The organism is Aporhodopirellula rubra, assembly GCF_014192335.1.
GTDB classification, from domain to species: domain Bacteria; phylum Planctomycetota; class Planctomycetia; order Pirellulales; family Pirellulaceae; genus Rhodopirellula; species Rhodopirellula rubra.
The window spans coordinates 20,454-40,117 of the sequence record NZ_JACHXU010000017.1; the positions used below are offsets into that span (position 1 = coordinate 20,454).

Consider the following 19,664-nt stretch of genomic DNA (forward strand, 5'->3'; position numbering starts at 1 on the left):
GGTGGGGCTGGTGGGCGGGACGCTATTCGACGGGGATGAAACCCCGCCCGAAGTCAAAGCGATCGGTTTAATTCGCAAATGGTCTGTCGATCCTACGAATTTCAGCTCAAAGAGGTCGTCCCCAATAGCTTAGTTAGGCGTCAAAATATCGGTCGGAATCAACGCGAAAATTTTCTGGTAACTTCGTTTTCAGTTCGGCCGCGTCGAGAGCGTACTTTGCGTTGATTTCGACTTTGACGTCCGCCGCGACACTGCCGCCGGCCTCTTCGATCCATCCGCGGTGCAAATTCACGATTGCCTGGCGAGCGAGGAGCGGCGTGTCGGTTTCGGCCCCGTCGGCGTTTTTGATTGGTGCAAACGCCTTGGCGGGATCGACTTCGTAGATGATGGTTTGTTCAGCGGACGGGAGCAAATCGAAGATGAACGTTTCGAATTTGGTTGCGTTGGGCGTTTCCGGTTTGATCTCTTCTCCGGAATCCGACAGGTACGGCACCTTTTTGCTGGCCCGGTGAAATGGCAGCGAAGTGTCGCTGTTTTTCTCGCGTTCCAGGAAAGCGACGTCAAAAATGTGGACGGCGATGCTGCCGGCCCACAATTTGAGACCACCGCTCGCGTCGGTCATTTCGGCCGCTTCGTCGGGCAAGTCGCTGTATTCGATCACGTGCGTTCGGCCGTCGACTTGGACGACGTTTCCGACTTTCTCTGTGGGGTAGCGTTTGCGAATGACTTGCGACGTCATTTCGCTGCCCGAGAGCAAGTGGTGTCCGATGAACTCAGGGTCGCAAAGCGTGACCAGCGGGTTGTCGACTTGGAAGTAGAACAGGTGTTGGTGCCCGTTTTCTTTCATTCGCTGCAAACAACCCGTGCGGTCGAGGGCACGGAGGGTGCCGCCGTGTCCATCAGGGCTGAGGGCGAGTGAGTCTTTGGCGGCGAGGAGCAGTTTGCCGGACTTCGCGTCCACGGCGGGCATCGTCCCTTGTTTAAAAATGATGACCTGATCGTCGGCCAAACCGAGATTGTTGTTTTCGGCAAAGTAGGCGCGGGTGTCCGTATCGGTTGCCTCGCTGGTCATCAGATACCAGGGGATTGCGACGCCGTAACGACGTTCAGTCGCCAACAGCCGATCGGCAAAGATTTGAAACAGAGTTCGACTGCTGATCGGCCCGGCGGGAAACATCCCTTTGGGAGAGTCGAAGCCCAACCGTGTGCCTTGACCACCGGCGACGAGAACGACGGCGATCTGGCCATCGCGGAGAGCCTGTTCGCCCTTTTCGCGAGCGTCTTCGGGGGACCATTCGACACCGCTGCCGTCGGCGGAGACGGCCATCGGCAGGGTTGCATCTTTGGCCATTGCGGCAAAGTCGACTTGTTCGTCTTCGCCCTTGATGAGTCGAGCCAGTTCGTTAAAGTCGATTGCTTTGACTTGGTCGGCTAATGACTCTTGCGCCTTCGCGTCGAGCTCATCCCAGTATCGAAGCACGTGGGTCTGATCGAACGGGGCCAGAATCGCGGTGAGTTCTTCGAATGTAGTCGACATGAGACGTGTAGGTGATATATCGGGGAACGAGACGTAGACAAGATTCCGGGTGAGACGCTGACGCCGGTTTCAAGGGGCGACTGGTGGAGGAATCGGTGACAGTTTAGGTCCGGTCAAAGTGGGCAACGGCGAGTGCCTTGTCACTGATGTCTTTGCGGCACCATGCGCCTTGCCAGCGGATTTTGGCGACCGCCTTGTAGGCTTGCAGTTTTGCAGCGCTGATCGTGTCGCCCATGGCGGTCACACCGAGGACGCGGCCACCGGAGTTGACGACGTTACCGTCGACGAGGCTCGTGCCGGCGTGGAAGACTTTGACGTTTTCCATCGCGTCGGCGGCTTCGATGCCGGTGATGGTGTGTCCCTTTTCATAACTGCTGGGGTAGCCTTCGCTGGCCATCACGACGCAGATCGCAGGACGCGGGTCGAAGGTCAGCCCGTCGAGTTCACCGAGGCGTCCGTCGACGACGGCTTCCATCACGTCTACGAGATCCGATTGCAATCGCATCAACAGCGGTTGGCATTCCGGGTCACCGAACCGGACATTGAATTCGAGCACTTTGGGGCCGGCCGGCGTTAGCATCAATCCGGCATACAGGACGCCCTTGAAAGGTCGCCGTGCCCGCTTCATCGCATGGACGATCGGAACGAGAATTCCCGATTCGACTTCGGCGAGGGTTTGTTCGTCGAGCACGGGGGCGGGGCAATAAGCACCCATTCCGCCGGTGTTCGGCCCGGTGTCGCCGTCGTTTGCCGGTTTGTGATCTTGAGCGGTTGGCAGGGTGAGGATCGTCTCGCCATCGGTGATCGCCAGAACGCTGACTTCGGGGCCGGTCAACCGTTCTTCGATGATCAGTTCTTTGCCGGCGGCGCCAAACTCCTTGCGAGCGGCGATGCGGTCAATCGCTTCGAGGGCCTCACTGCGTGTTTCGCAAACGACGACGCCCTTACCGGCTGCCAATCCGTCCGCTTTGACGACGACGTTGACCGGATCGGTCGGTTCGCTGTATCGGTCCTTGATGTATCGCATCGCGTCATCGGCGGTTCGAAAGGCCCGATAATCAGCGGTCGGGATGTCCGCCGAACGCAAAAGGTTCTTGCAGAACACTTTGCTGCCTTCGAGTTCCGCGGCGGCGCTTGAGGGGCCGAACACCTTCAGCCCCGCGGCCTGCATGTCGTCAACGAGGCCAGCGACCAAGGGGGCCTCCGGGCCGACAACGACGAGGCCGACCTCGTTGATTTTGGCAAAGTCGATCAGTGCTTCGTGATCGGTTTGCGGGAGATCCACATTGATCGCATCGACAGCCGTTCCAGCGTTTCCGGGAGCGACAAAGACTTTGTCCACTCGAGGGCTCTGTTTGATCTTCCACGCCAGAGCGTGTTCGCGACCGCCGCTGCCGACGATCAAGACGTTCATTAAATTCATGGAGGACGAGCAAGTGGGGATAGGGGTACCCGAAGTCGCCAGACTTTGGTGGGGGGGAGTTAAAAAATAAAACGCCGGCGAGTTCGAATCCGTTTTGGTTTGGATCTCGCGCCGGCGTCGTGTTTCGACGTGATGCCGAATTGAGCATGATGGAGTCGTCAGGTGGGACGATAGGCGAAGATCATTCGCTAGGTCCCCGATGGATCCGGTGTTTTATCACAGCATCAGTTCAAAGTGGCGAAACTCGTCGAAAGTTTCGCCAGGACTCGTTCCCCGCCGAATGCCTGGGGGCATTCGCGACGGTCCGAGCCCAAGTCTTTAGCTGTAACGCTGCACCAGATTAGCAAACTTCACGATGTTCGTAATCGGTAGCTGTTCTCTCGCTAGGTGGCCGATGCCAAGCGCTCGAGCATCACGGGATCGGTCGGCGTCGGTGACATCGGGTCGAGACCGATGGTTCCGACGAGCGATTTGACGTAGTCGTCCGATTCCGCAATTGCACGTTGTTCGGAGGCGTACTTCAATCGCGCCGCCAACCCGAGTCGCTCGACTGCCTCTTCGTTTTCAGGGCAACTGATGTATTCCTTCAGGCGTTCTTCGAATGCCTTCCAGTGAGCGATATCGTGGGTTTGTTTGGTCTTCAAACGACGCAGGTACCAATCGCTCGAGATCAACGCGTCCCGGTCGAACAGTTTGCGGACTTCAGGAGAATCGATCGTGTGACCGTTGTGTTCGCCCTTGACCATGATGTCGAGGACGGCACGCAGCGGTGGGCACGCGAGTTCGTAACCGAAGTCGTCAAAGTAGTTCTTCGAAACGCGAGCTTGTGCTTCGGCGATTTGCAAAATGCCGTCTGCGAACGCATCTTCGTCTTGCGTTTCAGGTCGAAGGATTGATTCCGTGAAGACCTTCGCGGGGTTATCGAATACGCGAGCCAAGTAGGTCCGCACGAATTTCTCCGTAATCCGGTAGCCCAGACGGCTGCCTGGAATTGGTGTTCCCTTGTACGTGAAGTCCTGGATTTTCTCGAGCATGCCTTCGGCGATCAAGTTCTCCGGAATGCGTTCCTCGGCACCCATGCGGCACCAAACTTCCGGAATCAAAAGCGAGATGTCGTGGCCGACTTCGAAGTGCGGCCCGATGTGACCGGCAGGCGTGCTGAAGCCGCCCAACTGTGTCAGGATCATCGAAACGATCGAAGAGTTCAGATCGATCGCGGGATGCAACGCGTTGAACGGTCCCTTGGTCAACGCCCCTTCGCTGCCCGCACCCGTCGTGCTCGGGCTCTTGCCCGTTAGCGAACAGACGTAGTCCATGATCAACTCGGGCAGCTCTTGGTAGTGCAGCGGCGAGTAGACGGCGAGCGAACGGATGCCTGCGTCGCGGTCCGGCGGGTTGTTGCGGCGTCCCGAGAGCACGGCGCCGACGGGAGTCAGCACGGGAGCACCCGGCGGGAGTTTGCGATGGAGTTGCAGCCCACGCATGGCGACATACGTGTCCAGGTGCCGAACCATGTCCGGACGGTCTTGGAGGTACCGTGGGTTCTTCGTTGGCGAACCGTTGACGATCCGTGGGTCAGCGGTACTGACGACGTAACCGTCTTTCGACGCAGCGGCCTCTTCGAGCAGTTCTTCCATCGGTCCGGTGAATTTATCGAACTCGATTGCATCGCGAATGATGTCGCGAGCCTGCGCGCTCGTCAGCGGTTCGAAGTTACTGATGAAGTTACCGGGACCGGAGAGATCCAGTTCCGTTTGTTTGTCCAAGCCGCGGTGGACGGCGTCATCGGGACGTTGGAACAATCGGTATTCGCAGTTCTCGACGAACTTGTAACTGCCCGCCGGAGCGATCATTGATCCGAGGTGCTCGACGCTGCCCGCTGGAATCACGACGCTCGCCGAGATGTCATCTTCGCGTTGCACTTTGGCCGCGGCGATGAAGTCTTGCCGGAGTTTGAACGTTCGCCAGCGGGAATCTTCCAAGCCGACGCGGAGGTAGGTGCCCACCAGCGTGCGGTCGCCGATCTTTAGTTCGTGACCAGGGGAACCGTTGACGATATCGACGCGGAATTGATCTCGCCAATTGGTCTCGGGGCTGGTGCCGATGAAACGTTTGACGATCAACGCGATCGCGTAAACGTGTTCCGGAATGCTCTCCAGCCACGCGTTGTATTCATCGTTGTAATCAGGCGACGGGGTCAGCAATTTGATGACGCTGCCCAGCGACCGTTTGGAGTCGAGCACCTTTCGGGTCGGCCGTTCGGCGTAGACCTTGGCACCTTCGGCGCCGGGGGCCCAGCGGGTGCTGTAGTCTTTGGCAAAGATCTCGTCGACGAGGGCAAAATCCTTGTCGTGGTCTTTGACGAAGATCGGGCCATAGAGCATGTAGTCACGAAGGCTCTTGCTGATTTCGCTCTTACCGCCACCGGAAACGGTGCACGGTTTGTGGCAGAAAACGCCTTCGCCGGCGGTGCCGATCAAACGCCAGCTTGGTGCGTTGGCGTGCTTGGCGAGTTGCAGTTTGTAACCGCTCGGCGCGATGTAGACTTCATCCGGAGACAACGGAATCGACTGCGTAACGCCCGCGGCATCTTTCCAACGGATGTGCCGATGGTGCAGCGATGCGAACGCGCTCTCAGGAATGTAGATCACTTGCGGATAGACTTTGTCGATCCCGTAACCTTCCGGCCGGATATCGATGAAGTCGCTGTATTTCTCGGCGACTTCGGCAAACGTCTGTCCGTTGTAAAGACGACTCTTGACTTGGAAGTGATCGCCGAGGGAATACGACGCAAACGCCAGTGCGCCACCGGCGTGCTCTTCTTCCGCACCGCCCATCAGGTTCGCCGCGTAGCTGAGTTGCGTTTTGACTTCCTTCTTGCAGTAGCCGTAATAGTTATCTGCGATCAGGGTCACGATCACGCCGGACTCGTCACGACAAGTCAGCTTGAACGCGGAGCCGTCGTTGTACAGTTCGGATTCCGATTTCCAGCACATGCGGTCGCGACGTTGACGTTCGGTCGCGTCGTCGTAGTGCGGCAGTCCGACTGCTTTCTTCGTGAGCGTGACGAGGTGGGTTGCCAGAATCACGCATCCGGTGTGGCCACTCCAGTGAATCGCATCGAGTCCCGCGTCACCGCCGGCAACGAGTGGGTCGCCTGCGTTCCCGAAGATCGATTCGACGAAGTCCAGGTTGCTGCAATAGATGCCTGGAGTGAAGAACCGAGTTTCCATCGACTTGTATTCGGTCACACCGGCAACGGCGGGAGCGACAAGTGGACGGAGCATCAGCGACACCCATGTCCGCGCCGGATCCGGTGAACCGGCTGTGTACGGCAGTTCCATGTCGCGGGCCGGAGGATTCATCGCGGCGGCGAACAGTTTGATGAAGACTTCTTTCGGCACGGCGCGTTTGTCGCCGGGGATCGGCAATCCGCCTTCGACGACGTGGAATGTGCCGGCGGTCGTACGACGGTCCGATTTCGGGTTGTTCAGAACACCGTTGAAGCAACGATACGATTTGACTTGATCGTTTTCAAAACTGTTCTTGCCCAACGGCAGGCTGAGTTCTCGGGCCAGACCGTGACGGTCGAGTGTTAGCGATCGCGAAGGCAGCTTCAACGCTTTGGCGTCCGCACAGTCGGCGAAGTACCGCGACAAGAACGCTTCGATGCGTCCATCGATGGGGGGTTGGTGTTGGCTGAGGATCGCGTTTCGCTCGCGAAAGCTTTCGAGCAGTTCGCGAGGAAGAGCCGATTCCGGCTGGGCTTGTCCGGACTCATGTGGCGGCGTTAATCCGGCCATGGCGAGTTGGAAGGTCAGGTAACTTTGACGGCGTTGACGCTCGGCAGGCGATGAAGCCAATCGGGCGTCCCAACCCACGGCTCGTTGCAGATCAGCGGAGTCACGAAGCAATGACACGGGGGGTCTCCCAAACACGGACACGGTAGTAAGCGAAAGTTCGCCCGAGGCGATTTTTTCGTGCCGCTCAGCTTAGCAAATTGCGACGAAAGACAAAGCGGGCGGGGGTGCGACAGTTGCAACAGACGATGAGTTCAATCGCCGCTTGGCGCGTTGTAACCATTGGGCGATCGGTCCCGTTGGTAACCTATGCGCAAATTTAAACCTCGGTATCGGGTGTGTCGGTTGGTCCACCCGGCTCTTGTGATGGCGGGGGCGGATTTTGCCGTTCGTGAAGTTGACGGACGGCGCCCTTGAGTGAATCGAGCAATCGTGGAACCTGCCCGGAGGCCAAAAACACCCGCGCGCTGACGGCCGACTGAGGGAAAAAACTAGTCAAAAAATCCAGGCCAAACTCCGTCGCGCCGTGACCGATCATGACCCCGTTGGCATACACGCCCGACAAAACTTCATCGGGAAGTTTTAGATCGTCGTAGATCTCCTGCGGGCTGGGGCGTTTTTGATCCGGGTTTGGGTTCGCCGGTGGCGCCGGCGGATCACCGAATCGGCTGCGATAAATATCGAGGTTCTTCTGCAATGCATCGACAAACTGTGGCATCACCGGATGAGGAATCACCACCCGGGTTGCCACACGGTGGGGGCGCCCGATGGTTTGCAGAAAGTCGATGATGAATTCGCTCGGGCCCGTCATCACGATCGCTCCGGTGCTGAAGCAGCCTCCGGCAACATGATCGGGGACGCGTGCTCGGAGAGCTGGGTTGGCGTCCGGGGCAGGTTGATCGGGGTGTTGGTTTTCAGCAGTCATGAACGGAGCCAATCTGGTGCGGGGGCAATTTGGTGCAGAGCCGGACGCACAGGTGCGGAGTCGGGCGCACCGCACCGCCGCGCGAGGAACGGGTTGCGATGGATTGAGGTCGGGGATGCGTTGAACTTAGCCTGCCGAGGTGATCGCTTCGAGGAGGCTTGCCGCCTTGACCCAGGTTTCTTCCGTTTCGCGTTCCGGATTGCTGCGGGCTGTGATGCCGCCGCCCACGGGAAATTCCCAAATCGATTCCCCGGTCGAGACGGTTCGCTGCGTCACGGTGCGAATCAATATATTGAAATCACCCGCCCCGCTGAGGCTGATGTATCCGAGCGAGCCGCAGTACGGCCCTCGCGGTCGGCGTTCGAGGTGCGCGATCGTTCGCATCGCTTCCACTTTAGGCGCCCCCGTGATGCTGCCGCCGGGAAAGCAGGCCGCCAAGAGATCTGCGACGGTGGCGTCGGAGTCGAGCGTCCCGCGAACGGTCGATACCAAGTGCTGAACACTTTGATAGCGTTCGAGTTCGCAGAGTTTTGTTACCTGCACGCTCTCGTCGGTGCAAACGCGGGAGAGGTCGTTCCGCATCAGGTCGACGATCATGATGTTTTCGGCGCGATCCTTTTCGCTGGCCAACAATACGGCGCCGAGGCGTTCGTTTTCTTGGTCGTCCTCTGTTTTTGCGACGGTGCCTTTGATCGGACGAGTAACCACCGAGCGATCGCCGGCCTCATCGCTGCGGACTTGCAAGAAGCCTTCCGGCGATGAGCTGAGGACGTGATAGTCACCGGCATCGAAATACGCGGCGTAAGGAGCGGGGTTAATCGCTCGCAGTCGTGTATAGAGTTCCTCGGGTTTGCACGTCGCCTCGTGCGTGAGTGTTTGTGCCAAGTTCACTTGGAACGAATCGCCGCTGCAAATCCGGTCGACAATGTCTTGTACCGCGGCGGCGTAGGAATCGTCGGTGAAGTTGCTCGTGACGCCTTCGTATCGCGGATCACGCCGTGTTTTAGTTGGCGGTTGAGAGGTGGCGTATTGTTGGGGGGCGTCTGCGTGGTTGCTTGCCGAAGGATATGAGCCATCGCCGCCGAGCCAACTCATGACCTGGTCGGCACGTTCGATTGCCCGGTCTCGATCGAGGTCGAACGTTTCGCTGATTCCCGTGCTCAGCAGCCAAGTCTTTTGGGTTTGGTGGTCGACCGCGAATGTCCAGTCGTACAGTCCGATGGCGAGGCCGGGAATCGGATCGGTTCGAGGGGAGTTCGTCGGACGCAGGGACGGTTCGAGCCACCACGCCGATTCGTACGCGAGCAATCCCGCGATGCCTCCCCAAAACGGAGGCAGGTCGGACGTGGCCTCGTCATGCCGGGGAACTAAGTGTTGCAGTTTCCGGCACCACTCGTACAGTACCGGCCACGGGTCGGGCGAGTCCATGTCGGCGCTGCACCAAGCGACGGGGTCGGCAGACAAAAACGAATACCGTCCGCGGTCGAACTGGTTGTCCGACGCCGAGTCCAGCCAGATGCAGTTCGGCAGTTGATGCAGTTTGTCGAAGACCCATGCGAGGTCCGGATCGCCGCCAAAGTCGAGTTCTCGGGCGACGTGGATCGATCCTCCATTTCGCGGTGTGATGATAGTGCCCCGTTTTGATGTGAGAGAGAAATGAGTTGTCGGGTGCTGAGTCGTCCGGTATTCAACGTCGAGAGCAATCGCCAGCACACCAACCCGGTGACCTGCCTGTCTGTGACCTGCCTGCCTCTGAAAGAAGGTATCAGTTTGTGCGCCATCGCTCCGTCGAGTTCACGAGAGATGAGCCGGAGATCCTAAGTCATTCGCATGCGGTTTGTCGACAAAGCCGCGAATCGGCGTGAGGCATGCGTATGAATCGCGTCGGGAAAAATGATGTATAGAAGAGGGAACACACTGGCGTCGCGATCCGTTATCCTTTGGCCGAGTTTTTCGCCTTCTGCAGTATCTAACACGAGAATGATCCATTTTGTCTGATCACCCAACCGATTCGCCCAGCGGTTCTGGCGGATTGCCCGCCGCATCTCGCTTGGGCTTGTCGCTGTTTACCGTCTACACGCTTGTTTACCTCGGCTTCGTTTTACTCAACGCGTTTGCAGCCGACACGATGGAGATTGTCGTCGTTGCCGGATTGAATCTCGCGATCGTTTATGGATTCGGGTTGATCATCGTCGCGATCGTCATGGCGTTCATCTATGGGTTTGCTTTACGCGGTGACGTTAACGACGCGTCGGCGAGTAGCGAGCGAACCAACGATGCAGAGGGAGACGTGGCATGATTTATGATCCTTCGATGACCGCCGTGGTCGTGTTCTTTCTGTTCGTCGGTTTTACGGTCGGGCTGAGTTTTTATCTCGGCAGCAAAGCGAAATCGTCCGCGGGTTATTTCGCCGCTCATGGTCAGATTCCCTGGTTCATCAACGGCGTGGCGTTCGCCGGCGATTATCTTTCGGCGGCCTCGTTTTTAGGTATCTGCGGCATGATTGCCGCGTATGGGTACGACGGGTTTTTGTATTCGATTGGATATCTCGCCGGATGGATCGTGGCGTTGTTCGTGATTGCGGAGCCGATGAAACGGTTGGGCAAATTTACGTTCGCCGACGCGCTCGATGCTAAGTTCAATTCGCGTGGTATCAAAGCCGCTGCCGGGATCAGCACGTTGATCGTCAGTGTCTTTTATCTGATTCCTCAGATGGTCGGCGCCGGAGTTCTGATTCAGCCTCTGCTCGGTTTTCCGCACTGGGTCGGCGTCGTTTTAGTTGGTTGTGTGGTGATCACGATCGTGGTGACTGCGGGGATGGTTTCGACCACGTGGGTTCAGTTTCTCAAAGGATCGTTGTTGGTCGTCTTCAGCACGGTTTTGGTCGTGTTGGTTCTGCAGCAAGGGTTTCGGACGGATCGCGACGCGTTTGAAACGATCGGGCCGCTTTCGGTCGGGCTCGCCGATGGTGAGGGCAATCTTTCCGATGCGTCCGCGGTCGCGGAGGAGGCCGGCCGGTCGCTGTTTGAGGCGACTGGTGATGATGCCGGCAAAGACGGCGATGGATGGAAAGAGGTGGGCAACTACATCCGTTTTGCCTCTGCGGAGGACACTGGGTTTGATGTTTACAAAGCCGATGTGCGTGAAGACGGTTTGTATTTGATGGAGGCGCAAGCGAAAACGGTGACGGGCGACGGCGTCACGTTGATCGGCGGATTACCCAAGGGATCCGGCGAGAACGAGCGAACGTTGCAACCGGTTGGTCAATTAACCCGTTTGCCCGAAGAGTTCGCCGTAGCGGACACCGATGATGGAACCTCGGCCGGGAACGGTGAAGGCGTGTCGGAGCAAACGGGGGCTCTGGGGCCGATTGAGTTTTTTGACGTGCTCCGGCGGAGCGAAGTGACGTTGTGGGGCAGTGACCGGATCGCTCATTCCGACGGCACCGTGTCGATGGTTTACTACCAAAAGCCGACGGACGGTTCGCGGGTTCTGCGTCCGGGTGAGCATCCGACGTTTGCGGGGATTCGTAGTGGGCGTTGGACCGACCGAGTTAACTTTTTGTCGTTGATGCTGGCTTTGTTTTGTGGGACCGCATCGCTGCCACACATTCTGATTCGTTACTACACGGTGAAGGACGCGGCGGCGGCTCGGAAGAGCACGATCGTGGGGATCGCCAGCATCGGGTTCTTCTACGTGTTGACGCTATATCTCGGACTCGGTGCGATGGTCAGCGGCACGCTTGATGTCACCAACAGCAACATGGCGGCACCGCTGTTAGCACGCGGGATCAGCGATCTGTTGTTCGCCATCATCTCCGCGATCGCGTTCACCACGGTGCTCGGGACGGTCAGCGGGTTGATTCTCGCCAGTAGTGGCGCCGTCGCTCACGATTTGCTCGGTGGCGTGATGGGAGTCAATTTCTCGGAGGGCAATCAAGTTCGGGTGGCGAAGATTGCCGCCGTGATCGTCGGTGCGATTTCGATCTTGCTAGGAATTCTGTTCCAGAACCTAAACGTCAGTTATCTGGTGGGTTGGGCGTTTAGTATCGCCGCGAGTGCCAACCTGCCTGCGTTGGTAATGCTGTTGTTTTGGAAGCGCACGACGGCGGCGGGCATCATCGCGAGTGTCGTCGTCGGCATGTTCAGTTCGCTGGGGTGGATTTTGTTGTCCGCCGAAACTTTCGGGAAGGTATACGGGATCGATCCGGCGACCAGCCCGATTCCGTTCAGCCAACCCGGGATTGTGACGATTCCCCTGGCCCTGCTGACTTTGGTCGTGGTCTCGTTGATGACTGGAAAAAGCGAGCCCGCGTCCAATTAAAAAGTTGACACCGGAAGGGATTGAGGCCGAATCCGGCTTGACATCCCCCTGGAGTCGCCTATATTTCGTGTAAATGGCATTGGTTCGGTTTCGGGGTTTTTCTAAACCCACCGACCGCACCGATCTTTCCATGGCCCCCGAAAACTCGAAGACTAGAGATTGTTTTCAGCGTGAGGCCTCACCCAATCTTTCCATTGACAGTGGATCCGATTGGGCGTCGATCGCGAAATTTTCGAATCATTGGCACGATAATCGAGCTGGAGCTGATCTCCGGTTGCTTCACATCGCGTGTGCAACGTTCGATTTGACAATGTAACAGGTGTGTGTCCCTGACTCGTTGGATGGGAATCTTTTTGGCAAGGATTTGCCGTTTGTGTGAGCATTAGATCGCACGAACACATTGGTCGCCCTGATGGTGTTACCGCCACCTTCAGTGCACTCGACCTCACATTCGTTTTTCAAACGCGGTTCCTCTTGTTGGTTGCCTTTATCGGCTCGGTGCTTTCGGTGCGCCTCGAATGCGTTGGTTTTCAATCGGAAACCATGGCACTCTCGAGTGGTCGCTCTTTCGGATTCACCACAAATGTCTTTTCGTGAAGACACCGAGACAGGTTTACCTGGATTAAAAGATGGCAAAAAAGAAGCGTTCATCACGCGGCCGAGGTGGTTTCGGCTCTCAGAATGGCTCCGGGAATAATGGGGCAGGCTCCAGCAACAACAACGGCAGTGGCGGTGGCAGTAAGCCCCGCACTCGTCGACGTCGCCGCGGAGGCGGCGGCGGTGGTGGTGGCGGAGGAGGCGGACAAGGCGGAGGTTCCAATGGCGAACCGGCGGACTTCGTTAGCGACGCGCCACTCGAAGAGTGGGCCGGCATCTTAGAGATGCATCCCAATGGTTACGGTTTCCTGCGTAGCGCATCCAATAACTACACCCGCGAACGGACTGACCCCTTTGTGCCCGGCACAATGGTTGAGAAGTTTGGGCTCCGCCAAGGCGTGATGTTGCACACCATGGTGCAGCAGGCCAAACGGCAGCAAGGACCACGTGTTCGAGAGATTCTCGACATCGACGGTCAGCCACCGGAGAAGTATCCGGAAATGCCGTTGTTTGACGATTTGACCGCGATCAACCCCGAAGAGTTCTTGAAACTCGAGAAGGGGAAGATGCCGTTGACCAATCGCGTCATCGATCTGCTTGCTCCACTCGGACGCGGGCAACGTGCGTTGATTGTGGCACCACCACGCAGTGGTAAAACAATCATGTTGCAACACATTGCGGAAGGCATTTCGCAAAACCACCCTGATCTCAAATTGATGGTCTTGCTCATTGACGAGCGGCCCGAAGAGGTCACCGACATGCGTCGCAGCATCACTAACGGTGAAGTCATCGCGAGCAGTCTGGATATGGACGTTGAAAGCCATGTCCGTTTGAGCCAGCTGGCAATTGACCGTGCGAAGCGATTGGCGGAATCGGGGCAAGACGTGTTCTTGATGCTCGACTCGATCACTCGTCTGGCTCGTGCGTTTAACAAATGGGTCGGTAAGTCCGGTCGCGGTGGTGCAACGGGCACTGGCGGTCTGGATATCCGCGCGATGGACGTTCCTAAGAAATTGTTCGCCACCGCGCGAGCGTTTCAAGAAGGCGGTTCGCTTACGATCGTCGGTACCTGTTTGGTTGATACCAACAGCCGAATGGATGAAGCGATCTTCCAAGAGTTCAAGGGAACCGGGAACATGGAAGTCGTACTCGATCGCCGACTCGCCGATCGCCGCGTCTATCCCGCGATCGATATATCGCAATCGGGAACGCGTCGTGAAGAACTGTTGCTCGATGAAGAAACGTATGAAACCGTTTCAATGTTGCGTCGCACGCTGAGTGAAATGCACCCGGTCGATGCGATGGAACAGTTGACGAAACAGCTCGGTCGCTTTGACGATAACGAGGGTTTCCTCAAACTCATCTCGGGTGCGAAGCTCGCCTAGAGCGTTGGAAGTGTTACCCGGCCTACGTGGTAGCTGGATTCGCCAGGGTTCAACCTCGCGAAGTCGGGACGCCATCGGCTGCATCGCTTTCGATAATGCATTCGTGCCGATGGGGGTGGTAGGCTGCGACAATCGGTGAACGATGCTCCAGCCTTCATGGATTCTTTCGGTGTTTCCGATGTGCTCAGGTAGTCGACGGGGTAACATGTGGGGAGATTTAAGACTCTCCCTCCTTCGTTACGTGAGAACCACTGTCGTGAAAACTACCTTGTCCCTTTTCGTCGTTCTTTGCCTCCTCGCGATCACGTCCATGCAAGTTGCCGCGGTTGGTTCAGAAGCAAAATCTGAATCGAAAAAGTTGCGTCACGTGGTGATGTTTGGTTTTAACGAATCAAGCAGCGAAGCAGACATTCAGAACGTGGTCGACGAGTTCGCGAAGTTGCCAGGCAAGATCGATTCGATCGTGGACTTCGAGTATGGCGTCAACAACAGTCCCGAGGGGCTTAACGATGGCTTGACGCATTGCTTCCTCGTCACGTTTGCGGACGAAGCGGGCCGCGAAGAATACCTTCCGCACCCTGCGCATAAGGCGTTTGTGGAAGTTCTGAAACCTCACATGGCCAAAGCAGTCGTTGTTGATTACTGGGCACAGTAAGTTCTGAGGACGGTGACAGAAATCCGTGAAAGGAAGTCTGTGGATTCGGATCGAATGCACTTGTCGATCTTTGCTGCGGGCTGCGAATGTGGCCCGTCGGGATGGGGAAATGGCAGGCTAATCCGCATGAATGTCGCAAATGAGTCGCGGTTTTTTGTTGATTTGACTGGTCGGTCTTAGGTCGGTTGGTTTCAGCGCCGAAAAATTTTGCGGTCTCTCGTCGGATTGGTACATTGCATAGACGCGGGCCCTTTGTCTCGAGGGCTCGCGTCTTTTCTTTAGCTATTCGAGGAAGCTGCGATGCGAATGTGTTTGGCCAGGGTGGTGTTCGTCATTTCCGGTGTGGTTGCGGTATTGCAATTGAGCCCACACGCAAACGCCCAGCAGGCCGGTTTCTCCGGTCAGTTCGGGGAACCGCAGGGGGGTGGCCTGTTCGGTGGTCAGAATCCGGGAATCGGCGGCGGAGAGCAGGCGGGGGCGAACAACGCTCAGGGAGGAGGTTCGATGGCGGACTTCGATTCGCTGATGACGTTGATCCAGCAGACGGTCGAACCTGATTCGTGGGAGGCTCTCGGCGGTGTTGGGACCATGGCGCCGTATCCACAAGGTGTCATGGTTGATCCGCGAGGTTTGCTCCGCGATTACGAACGCAAAATTGTTACGAAATCAGATAACGCGTCCGCGATCTCTAAAATGCTGGCGCCCAAGGAGAGCAGCCGCGACCACGAAGCGGGCAGCGAGGACGATTGGCGATCTCCCGCGCAGGCACGCTGCGTATCGATGCGACGCATGATGCAGGCTCTCGCGACGCGGTCGTTGCGGATGCAATCGGGCAAACGCGACAGCGACGGCGCGTCGATTGCTGAAACCGTTGTCGTGGATGATGAACTCGAGGCATTTCGTGCAATGGCGGGATTGTCTCGAGTCACGCTGGTCTTGGTCACCAGCGACGATTTGATCCTGGCGGGGCCCGTGGCCGGGTTCGACGAAGTCGATGGCTGGGAGCTGGATCGCCGAACCGGGATGCCGCCGATGAGTTTGGTGTCGATGGCGGTCGGGCTGAAGTCAGCTCGAAGCGGTGTGCCGTTTGGATGCACGATTGATCCGACGCCCGATGGGCTGCGATCGGCCGCAGCGTTGGGACAACGAATTGTCGGCGGTGACGTTCCGATGGCGCGGGCCGCCGATGAGCTCGCCGAAGCGTTAGGGCGACAGGATATCATCGTTTTTGGAACGACTGCGTCGCATGAGGTGGCCTATTTGATGGTGGAAGCCGACCGTCACATGAAACGGCTCGCATTGGGCAGTGAACCGATGCCAGAACGTGTCCGCAACTATCTGCAAATGTTGTCGTCAACGGGTGACGGGACGCCGCCCACGGATTTGCTGTTGCGGTTATGGTTCACGTCCGACGCGGTCGATGTACGGGCCACCGAAGTGGACGGGGACAAGATTGTCCAAATCGCGGGCAGTCCGATCCGGCTCAGTGGTGAGAATGAACGCGCGCAACTCGACGGTGCGCGCGGGAATCGAGTCGTTGACGATGCCTCGCTCGCGTTTGTCGAACACTTCAACCAAAATTGGGTTGGCATTCGATCAAAGTATCCGGTCTATGGGGCACTCGAGTCCGTGTACATGGCCACTGCGATCGCGGAGTTATGGAAGCGGATGACTCCGACGTCCGATCACGAAACGTTGCAACGCGCAGTGATGTACTTCGCCGCCGACCAAGCCGAGAAATTAGAGCCTCCGACTCAAGTCGATTCGATTGCCGTGTTTCACCGATATCGCAAAGGTCGAAAACAGCACCAGGTTTTGATGGCGAGCGGTGGAGTGAAGATCGCACCGAAAGAGTTACTGCCGATCAAGACGGTGGACTATCCGGGCCTCAAACCGTACGTGAAGTTCCGCGACGAACGACCCACGAATCGATGGTGGTGGAACGGGCGGATCGGAAATTAAGTCGCGAAAGCGTTTGGGGTGAGGCCGCACGGTTGCAATGGAGCATCATCAAACGATAATGCGGCCGTTCGCTGTATTCGAGTCGCCTGGATGCAGGCCTCGAAGTTATGCGACCTTCTTACCGCCGGGGGCTCTGAGGTCGAACAGGCCAAAGATCTCGTCACGATTTAAACCGCCCGTACGAGACAGCGGGCTGTTGGAAGCCGGCTTGGGCGCGCGGTCGTGAGTGCTCGATGGTTCGTTCTGAGCGGCGAAAAGGGTGTCAAACATTTCTCGCTTTTGGTCCAACACCGAGGCGATGCGTTGTTCGATCGTACCGGCCGCCATCATTCGCGTGACCGTGACGCTGCCTGCGGCACCAATGCGGTGAGCGCGATTGATCGCTTGATCCTCGATCGCCGGGTTCCACCATCGGTCGAACAAGAAAACGTAGCGACAGAATTGTAGGTTGAGTCCCACACTGCCGGCACCGTAGCTCATCAGGATGATGCGTTTTTCGGGATCGTTTTTGAATTGGTCGATCACGGTTTCGCGTTTTTTATGCGGGATCTTTCCGTGGTATTCCAGCACACCGAATTTTTCGATCGCCGGCCGCATCTTGTCAATCGTCTTCGTCCATTGGCTGAACAGGATCGCTTTCTGGCCGCTCGCGGCGACCTCCTCCATGTCGGCTTCGAGTCGTTGTAGTTTCGCGCTCGCGCCGGTGACGGGATCGAAATTGCAGATCTGTTTGAGCCGCAAAACAAGCTCAAAGACGTGTTGAATCGTGAGTGATTCCTCGAGTTCTTCGAGATGAATGATGCCATCGGATTCCGCCGCCTCGTACCGCGCCCATTGTTCGGGGGTGAGGTCAATGTCTGCATCACGGAACAGTTTCGGTGGCATGTCGTCGAGAACCATGTCTTTGGTCCGACGGAGGATATAGTCGCCGGCGGCCTTGGCCATCTGAGGCAACGGCATTCCCGCGGTGAGGTATCCCGGAGATAGGAAGTCGAAGATGCCGACGAGATCGTCCGGTGAATTTTCAACGGGAGTTCCCGTCAGCGCCCAGGAACGGGTTCGTGGGATCGCACGTACGATTTCACTCGTCGTGTTGTTGCTGTTTTTGATCCGTTGGGCTTCGTCGAGAGCGACAAGATCGAAGTGCAATCCACTTTCGAGGACGATCTCTTTGTCACGCATCAACAATTCGTAGTTGGCGATTTTGACCGGTGCGTTCGTCGCTCGCCACTGGAACTCCCGTTTCGCGGCGTTGCCTTCGATTGCCATCACAGGAATCTCGGGTGCCCAAACGCTGAACTCGCGCAACCAGTTGCTGACCAAGGGTTTCGGGCAGACGAGCAAAATGTTGCGCAGCTCGCCACTACACAACAGCATTCGCATCGTACTGATCGCTTGCATCGTTTTGCCGAGCCCCATTTCGTCGGCCAGCACGCATGCATAACGCGGGAAGAGGAATGCGATGCCGTCGAGTTGATAGGGGAACGGTTCGAACGGAAAGTTCAACTGGCCGCTACCGACGAGCAGATCGAGCGGCGGTTGCAGAAGGTAATAGAGTCGGTCTTGCAGTTTAACGATATCGTTAGGCGGCTTGATCCGCGCGTGCTTGCCGATCTTGCGTTGGGGACGCTTGGCGGGTGATTTGGATTCCGATTCGTCACCGCCGATTCGGCCGGCGACAGACGCGTTGGCGGGCGCTTGCGTTTTGGGAATCCAAGAGGCGGCTTCGGGAAAAAGGAATCCGTTCGTCTTCACACGCAAGGCAGGTAGTTTGATCGGTACCCGAGTCGTCTGCAGCGGGGACCACGCCAGGGTCCGGGTGACGACTTCGAATCCACCGTTGTGAAACGTGTCGCGGGATTCGCAGTCCGTTTCGTGCTGAATGTCATCGGCAGGATGCGTCGACCAACTCAGGCTCTCGTCAATGTCACACGTGAGGTCGGGGCGAGGCGTTGCATGGGTCGGCAACGATGATGGGACCACGTTGGGTTGTGGCTGGATCGATTGGTTGGGCGCGGTTGGGACCGAGTCTGCGGGGCGCGACGATATCCCATTTTGCCGAAAGCCGTCGGTGGGCAAACCGGTGTTTGGCAGTTTACCGCCGGTCCGCGCTGCATCGATCGCATCGGTCGGTGATGCGCTCGAATCGGATGACGTGTCGGCGTTGGGTTGTTTGGCGCGAAACCACATTCAGGCTGCCCTCGCCATCTGGCTCTGGGCTTCGCGAATCGCTTCGGTGATCCGTTCGAACGGTTCGTGCGTGTCGACAATGTCGCTGAGTCCGGCGATCGCGGTTTCGGCATCGTCGATCCGTTCCATCGCGACGTGCAGGGTGGCGTTACCGAGCGTGACGCGGCAGTGGCCTTCGAGTTCGCGAATCCGTTTTTCGTCTTCTCGTTGGACGACGGCGACGACGGTGGATCGGACTGCTGAACTGGCCGGCAGGGATGCCGCTGACGAGGGCAGGTTTTCCTGCAGCGAGATCGCCTCGGGTTGTCCGCAGCATAGCAGCGAGATCGGTGTGCGGCATTTTTGCAGCAGCGTTGGCCCGATCACTTCGCTAATCAAATGCTGTCGAAGCGTCGTGCCGAACAGGATTTCGTGAGCGCGGGATGGCCGGATTGGCAACGTGCATTGAAACTCGAGCGGGCGTCCTGCCCCGTTGAGAACTAACAAACCACCGGTCCATCCGGTGCGTTCGGATTCCACCGTTGTGAAATAACCGATTGTCGTGGCCGCGGCAGCGTCCTTGCTTGATCCCATACCTTGTTGTCTTCCCCCATTCGGTGAAAGTAACCGACGAGGGTCCTTCCTCGTCGTCACTCTCTCCACCATCGGCACCGATTTCGTTGCAACTTGAGTCACCGGCGTCCTTTTCTTCGGGTCAATCGAATGCCTCGGATTGCAGGGATTTTGCCGGCCCCGGGCGTCGCTAAAACCACTGTTTTGCCCAGACCACGCAGGCGATAGAGTTACGCGTCTGTAGTCGACCGGGTGATACCTGTAGAATCTTGGCCAAAAGAGAAATGTTTAGAAAAGGACGCCAAATTCGAGCGT

At 57.5% G+C, this 19,664-nt stretch carries 12 protein-coding genes; 5 read left to right on the forward strand and 7 right to left on the reverse strand.

What is annotated here, in order from left to right; all coding sequences use genetic code 11:
• Window positions 1-133: 133 nt before the first annotated feature.
• The 5 genes from FHS27_RS20875 to FHS27_RS20895 all read right to left on the reverse strand — a co-directional run bounded on the left by FHS27_RS20875 (window position 134) and on the right by FHS27_RS20895 (window position 9,398).
• Window positions 134-1,537, reverse strand: coding sequence for a UTP--glucose-1-phosphate uridylyltransferase (locus FHS27_RS20875; protein ID WP_184306784.1), 1,404 nt, complete (start codon window positions 1,535-1,537; stop codon window positions 134-136).
• A gap of 103 nt (window positions 1,538-1,640) precedes the next feature.
• Window positions 1,641-2,960 (reverse strand): phosphoribosylamine--glycine ligase, encoded by a 1,320-nt coding sequence (gene purD, locus FHS27_RS20880; RefSeq protein ID WP_184306785.1) that lies wholly within the window; start codon window positions 2,958-2,960, stop codon window positions 1,641-1,643.
• 383 nt (window positions 2,961-3,343) lie between these two features.
• Window positions 3,344-6,880, reverse strand: coding sequence for a hypothetical protein (locus FHS27_RS20885; RefSeq protein WP_184306786.1), 3,537 nt, complete (start codon window positions 6,878-6,880; stop codon window positions 3,344-3,346).
• A 199-nt stretch (window positions 6,881-7,079) separates the two neighbouring features.
• Entirely contained in the window at window positions 7,080-7,685 is a 606-nt protein-coding gene (locus tag FHS27_RS20890) for a DUF3467 domain-containing protein (protein WP_184306787.1), read from the reverse strand.
• A gap of 126 nt (window positions 7,686-7,811) precedes the next feature.
• The gene (locus FHS27_RS20895; protein ID WP_315854644.1) at window positions 7,812-9,398 is read right to left on the reverse strand and encodes an anthranilate synthase component I family protein; all 1,587 of its coding nucleotides are present in this window, start codon (window positions 9,396-9,398) and stop codon (window positions 7,812-7,814) included.
• Window positions 9,399-9,675: 277 nt separating this feature from the next.
• Between FHS27_RS20895 and FHS27_RS20900 the strand changes: the two genes are divergently transcribed.
• The 5 genes from FHS27_RS20900 (at window position 9,676) to FHS27_RS20920 (ending at window position 16,607) form a co-directional block, all read left to right on the forward strand.
• Entirely contained in the window at window positions 9,676-9,984 is a 309-nt protein-coding gene (locus tag FHS27_RS20900) for a DUF485 domain-containing protein (protein WP_184306788.1), read from the forward strand.
• Entirely contained in the window at window positions 9,981-12,008 is a 2,028-nt protein-coding gene (locus FHS27_RS20905) for a sodium/solute symporter (protein WP_184306789.1), read from the forward strand. Before FHS27_RS20900 ends, FHS27_RS20905 begins: the two co-directional genes overlap by 4 nt.
• A gap of 629 nt (window positions 12,009-12,637) precedes the next feature.
• Window positions 12,638-13,990: a transcription termination factor Rho gene (rho, locus tag FHS27_RS20910; RefSeq protein WP_184306790.1), complete on the forward strand. Its 1,353-nt coding sequence runs from the start codon at window positions 12,638-12,640 to the stop codon at window positions 13,988-13,990.
• Window positions 13,991-14,246: 256 nt separating this feature from the next.
• A complete protein-coding gene (locus tag FHS27_RS20915) occupies window positions 14,247-14,645 on the forward strand; it encodes a Dabb family protein (RefSeq protein WP_390854137.1) in 399 nt (132 codons plus the stop codon).
• A gap of 300 nt (window positions 14,646-14,945) precedes the next feature.
• On the forward strand, window positions 14,946-16,607 hold the full coding sequence (locus FHS27_RS20920; RefSeq protein ID WP_184306791.1) for a DUF1598 domain-containing protein: 1,662 nt from the start codon (window positions 14,946-14,948) through the stop codon (window positions 16,605-16,607).
• 105 nt (window positions 16,608-16,712) lie between these two features.
• Here the strand turns inward: FHS27_RS20920 and FHS27_RS20925 are convergent, their stop codons facing one another.
• Both FHS27_RS20925 and FHS27_RS20930 read right to left on the reverse strand, forming a co-directional pair.
• Entirely contained in the window at window positions 16,713-18,797 is a 2,085-nt protein-coding gene (locus FHS27_RS20925; RefSeq protein ID WP_184306792.1) for a DEAD/DEAH box helicase, read from the reverse strand.
• Entirely contained in the window at window positions 18,798-19,370 is a 573-nt protein-coding gene (locus FHS27_RS20930; protein ID WP_184306793.1) for a hypothetical protein, read from the reverse strand.
• Window positions 19,371-19,664 lie beyond the last annotated feature (294 nt).

What these genes read in the sequence shown, in the direction of transcription:
- FHS27_RS20925 (WP_184306792.1), bottom strand. Translation starts at nt 18,797, where the DNA reads ATGTGGTTTCGCGCCAAACAACCCAACGCCGACACGTCATCCGATTCG.
- FHS27_RS20905 (WP_184306789.1), top strand. Translation starts at nt 9,981, where the DNA reads ATGATTTATGATCCTTCGATGACCGCCGTGGTCGTGTTCTTTCTGTTC.
- FHS27_RS20930 (WP_184306793.1), bottom strand. Translation starts at nt 19,370, where the DNA reads ATGGGATCAAGCAAGGACGCTGCCGCGGCCACGACAATCGGTTATTTC.
- FHS27_RS20875 (WP_184306784.1), bottom strand. Translation starts at nt 1,537, where the DNA reads ATGTCGACTACATTCGAAGAACTCACCGCGATTCTGGCCCCGTTCGAT.
- FHS27_RS20890 (WP_184306787.1), bottom strand. Translation starts at nt 7,685, where the DNA reads ATGACTGCTGAAAACCAACACCCCGATCAACCTGCCCCGGACGCCAAC.
- rho (WP_184306790.1), top strand. Translation starts at nt 12,638, where the DNA reads ATGGCAAAAAAGAAGCGTTCATCACGCGGCCGAGGTGGTTTCGGCTCT.
- purD (WP_184306785.1), bottom strand. Translation starts at nt 2,960, where the DNA reads ATGAATTTAATGAACGTCTTGATCGTCGGCAGCGGCGGTCGCGAACAC.
- FHS27_RS20920 (WP_184306791.1), top strand. Translation starts at nt 14,946, where the DNA reads ATGCGAATGTGTTTGGCCAGGGTGGTGTTCGTCATTTCCGGTGTGGTT.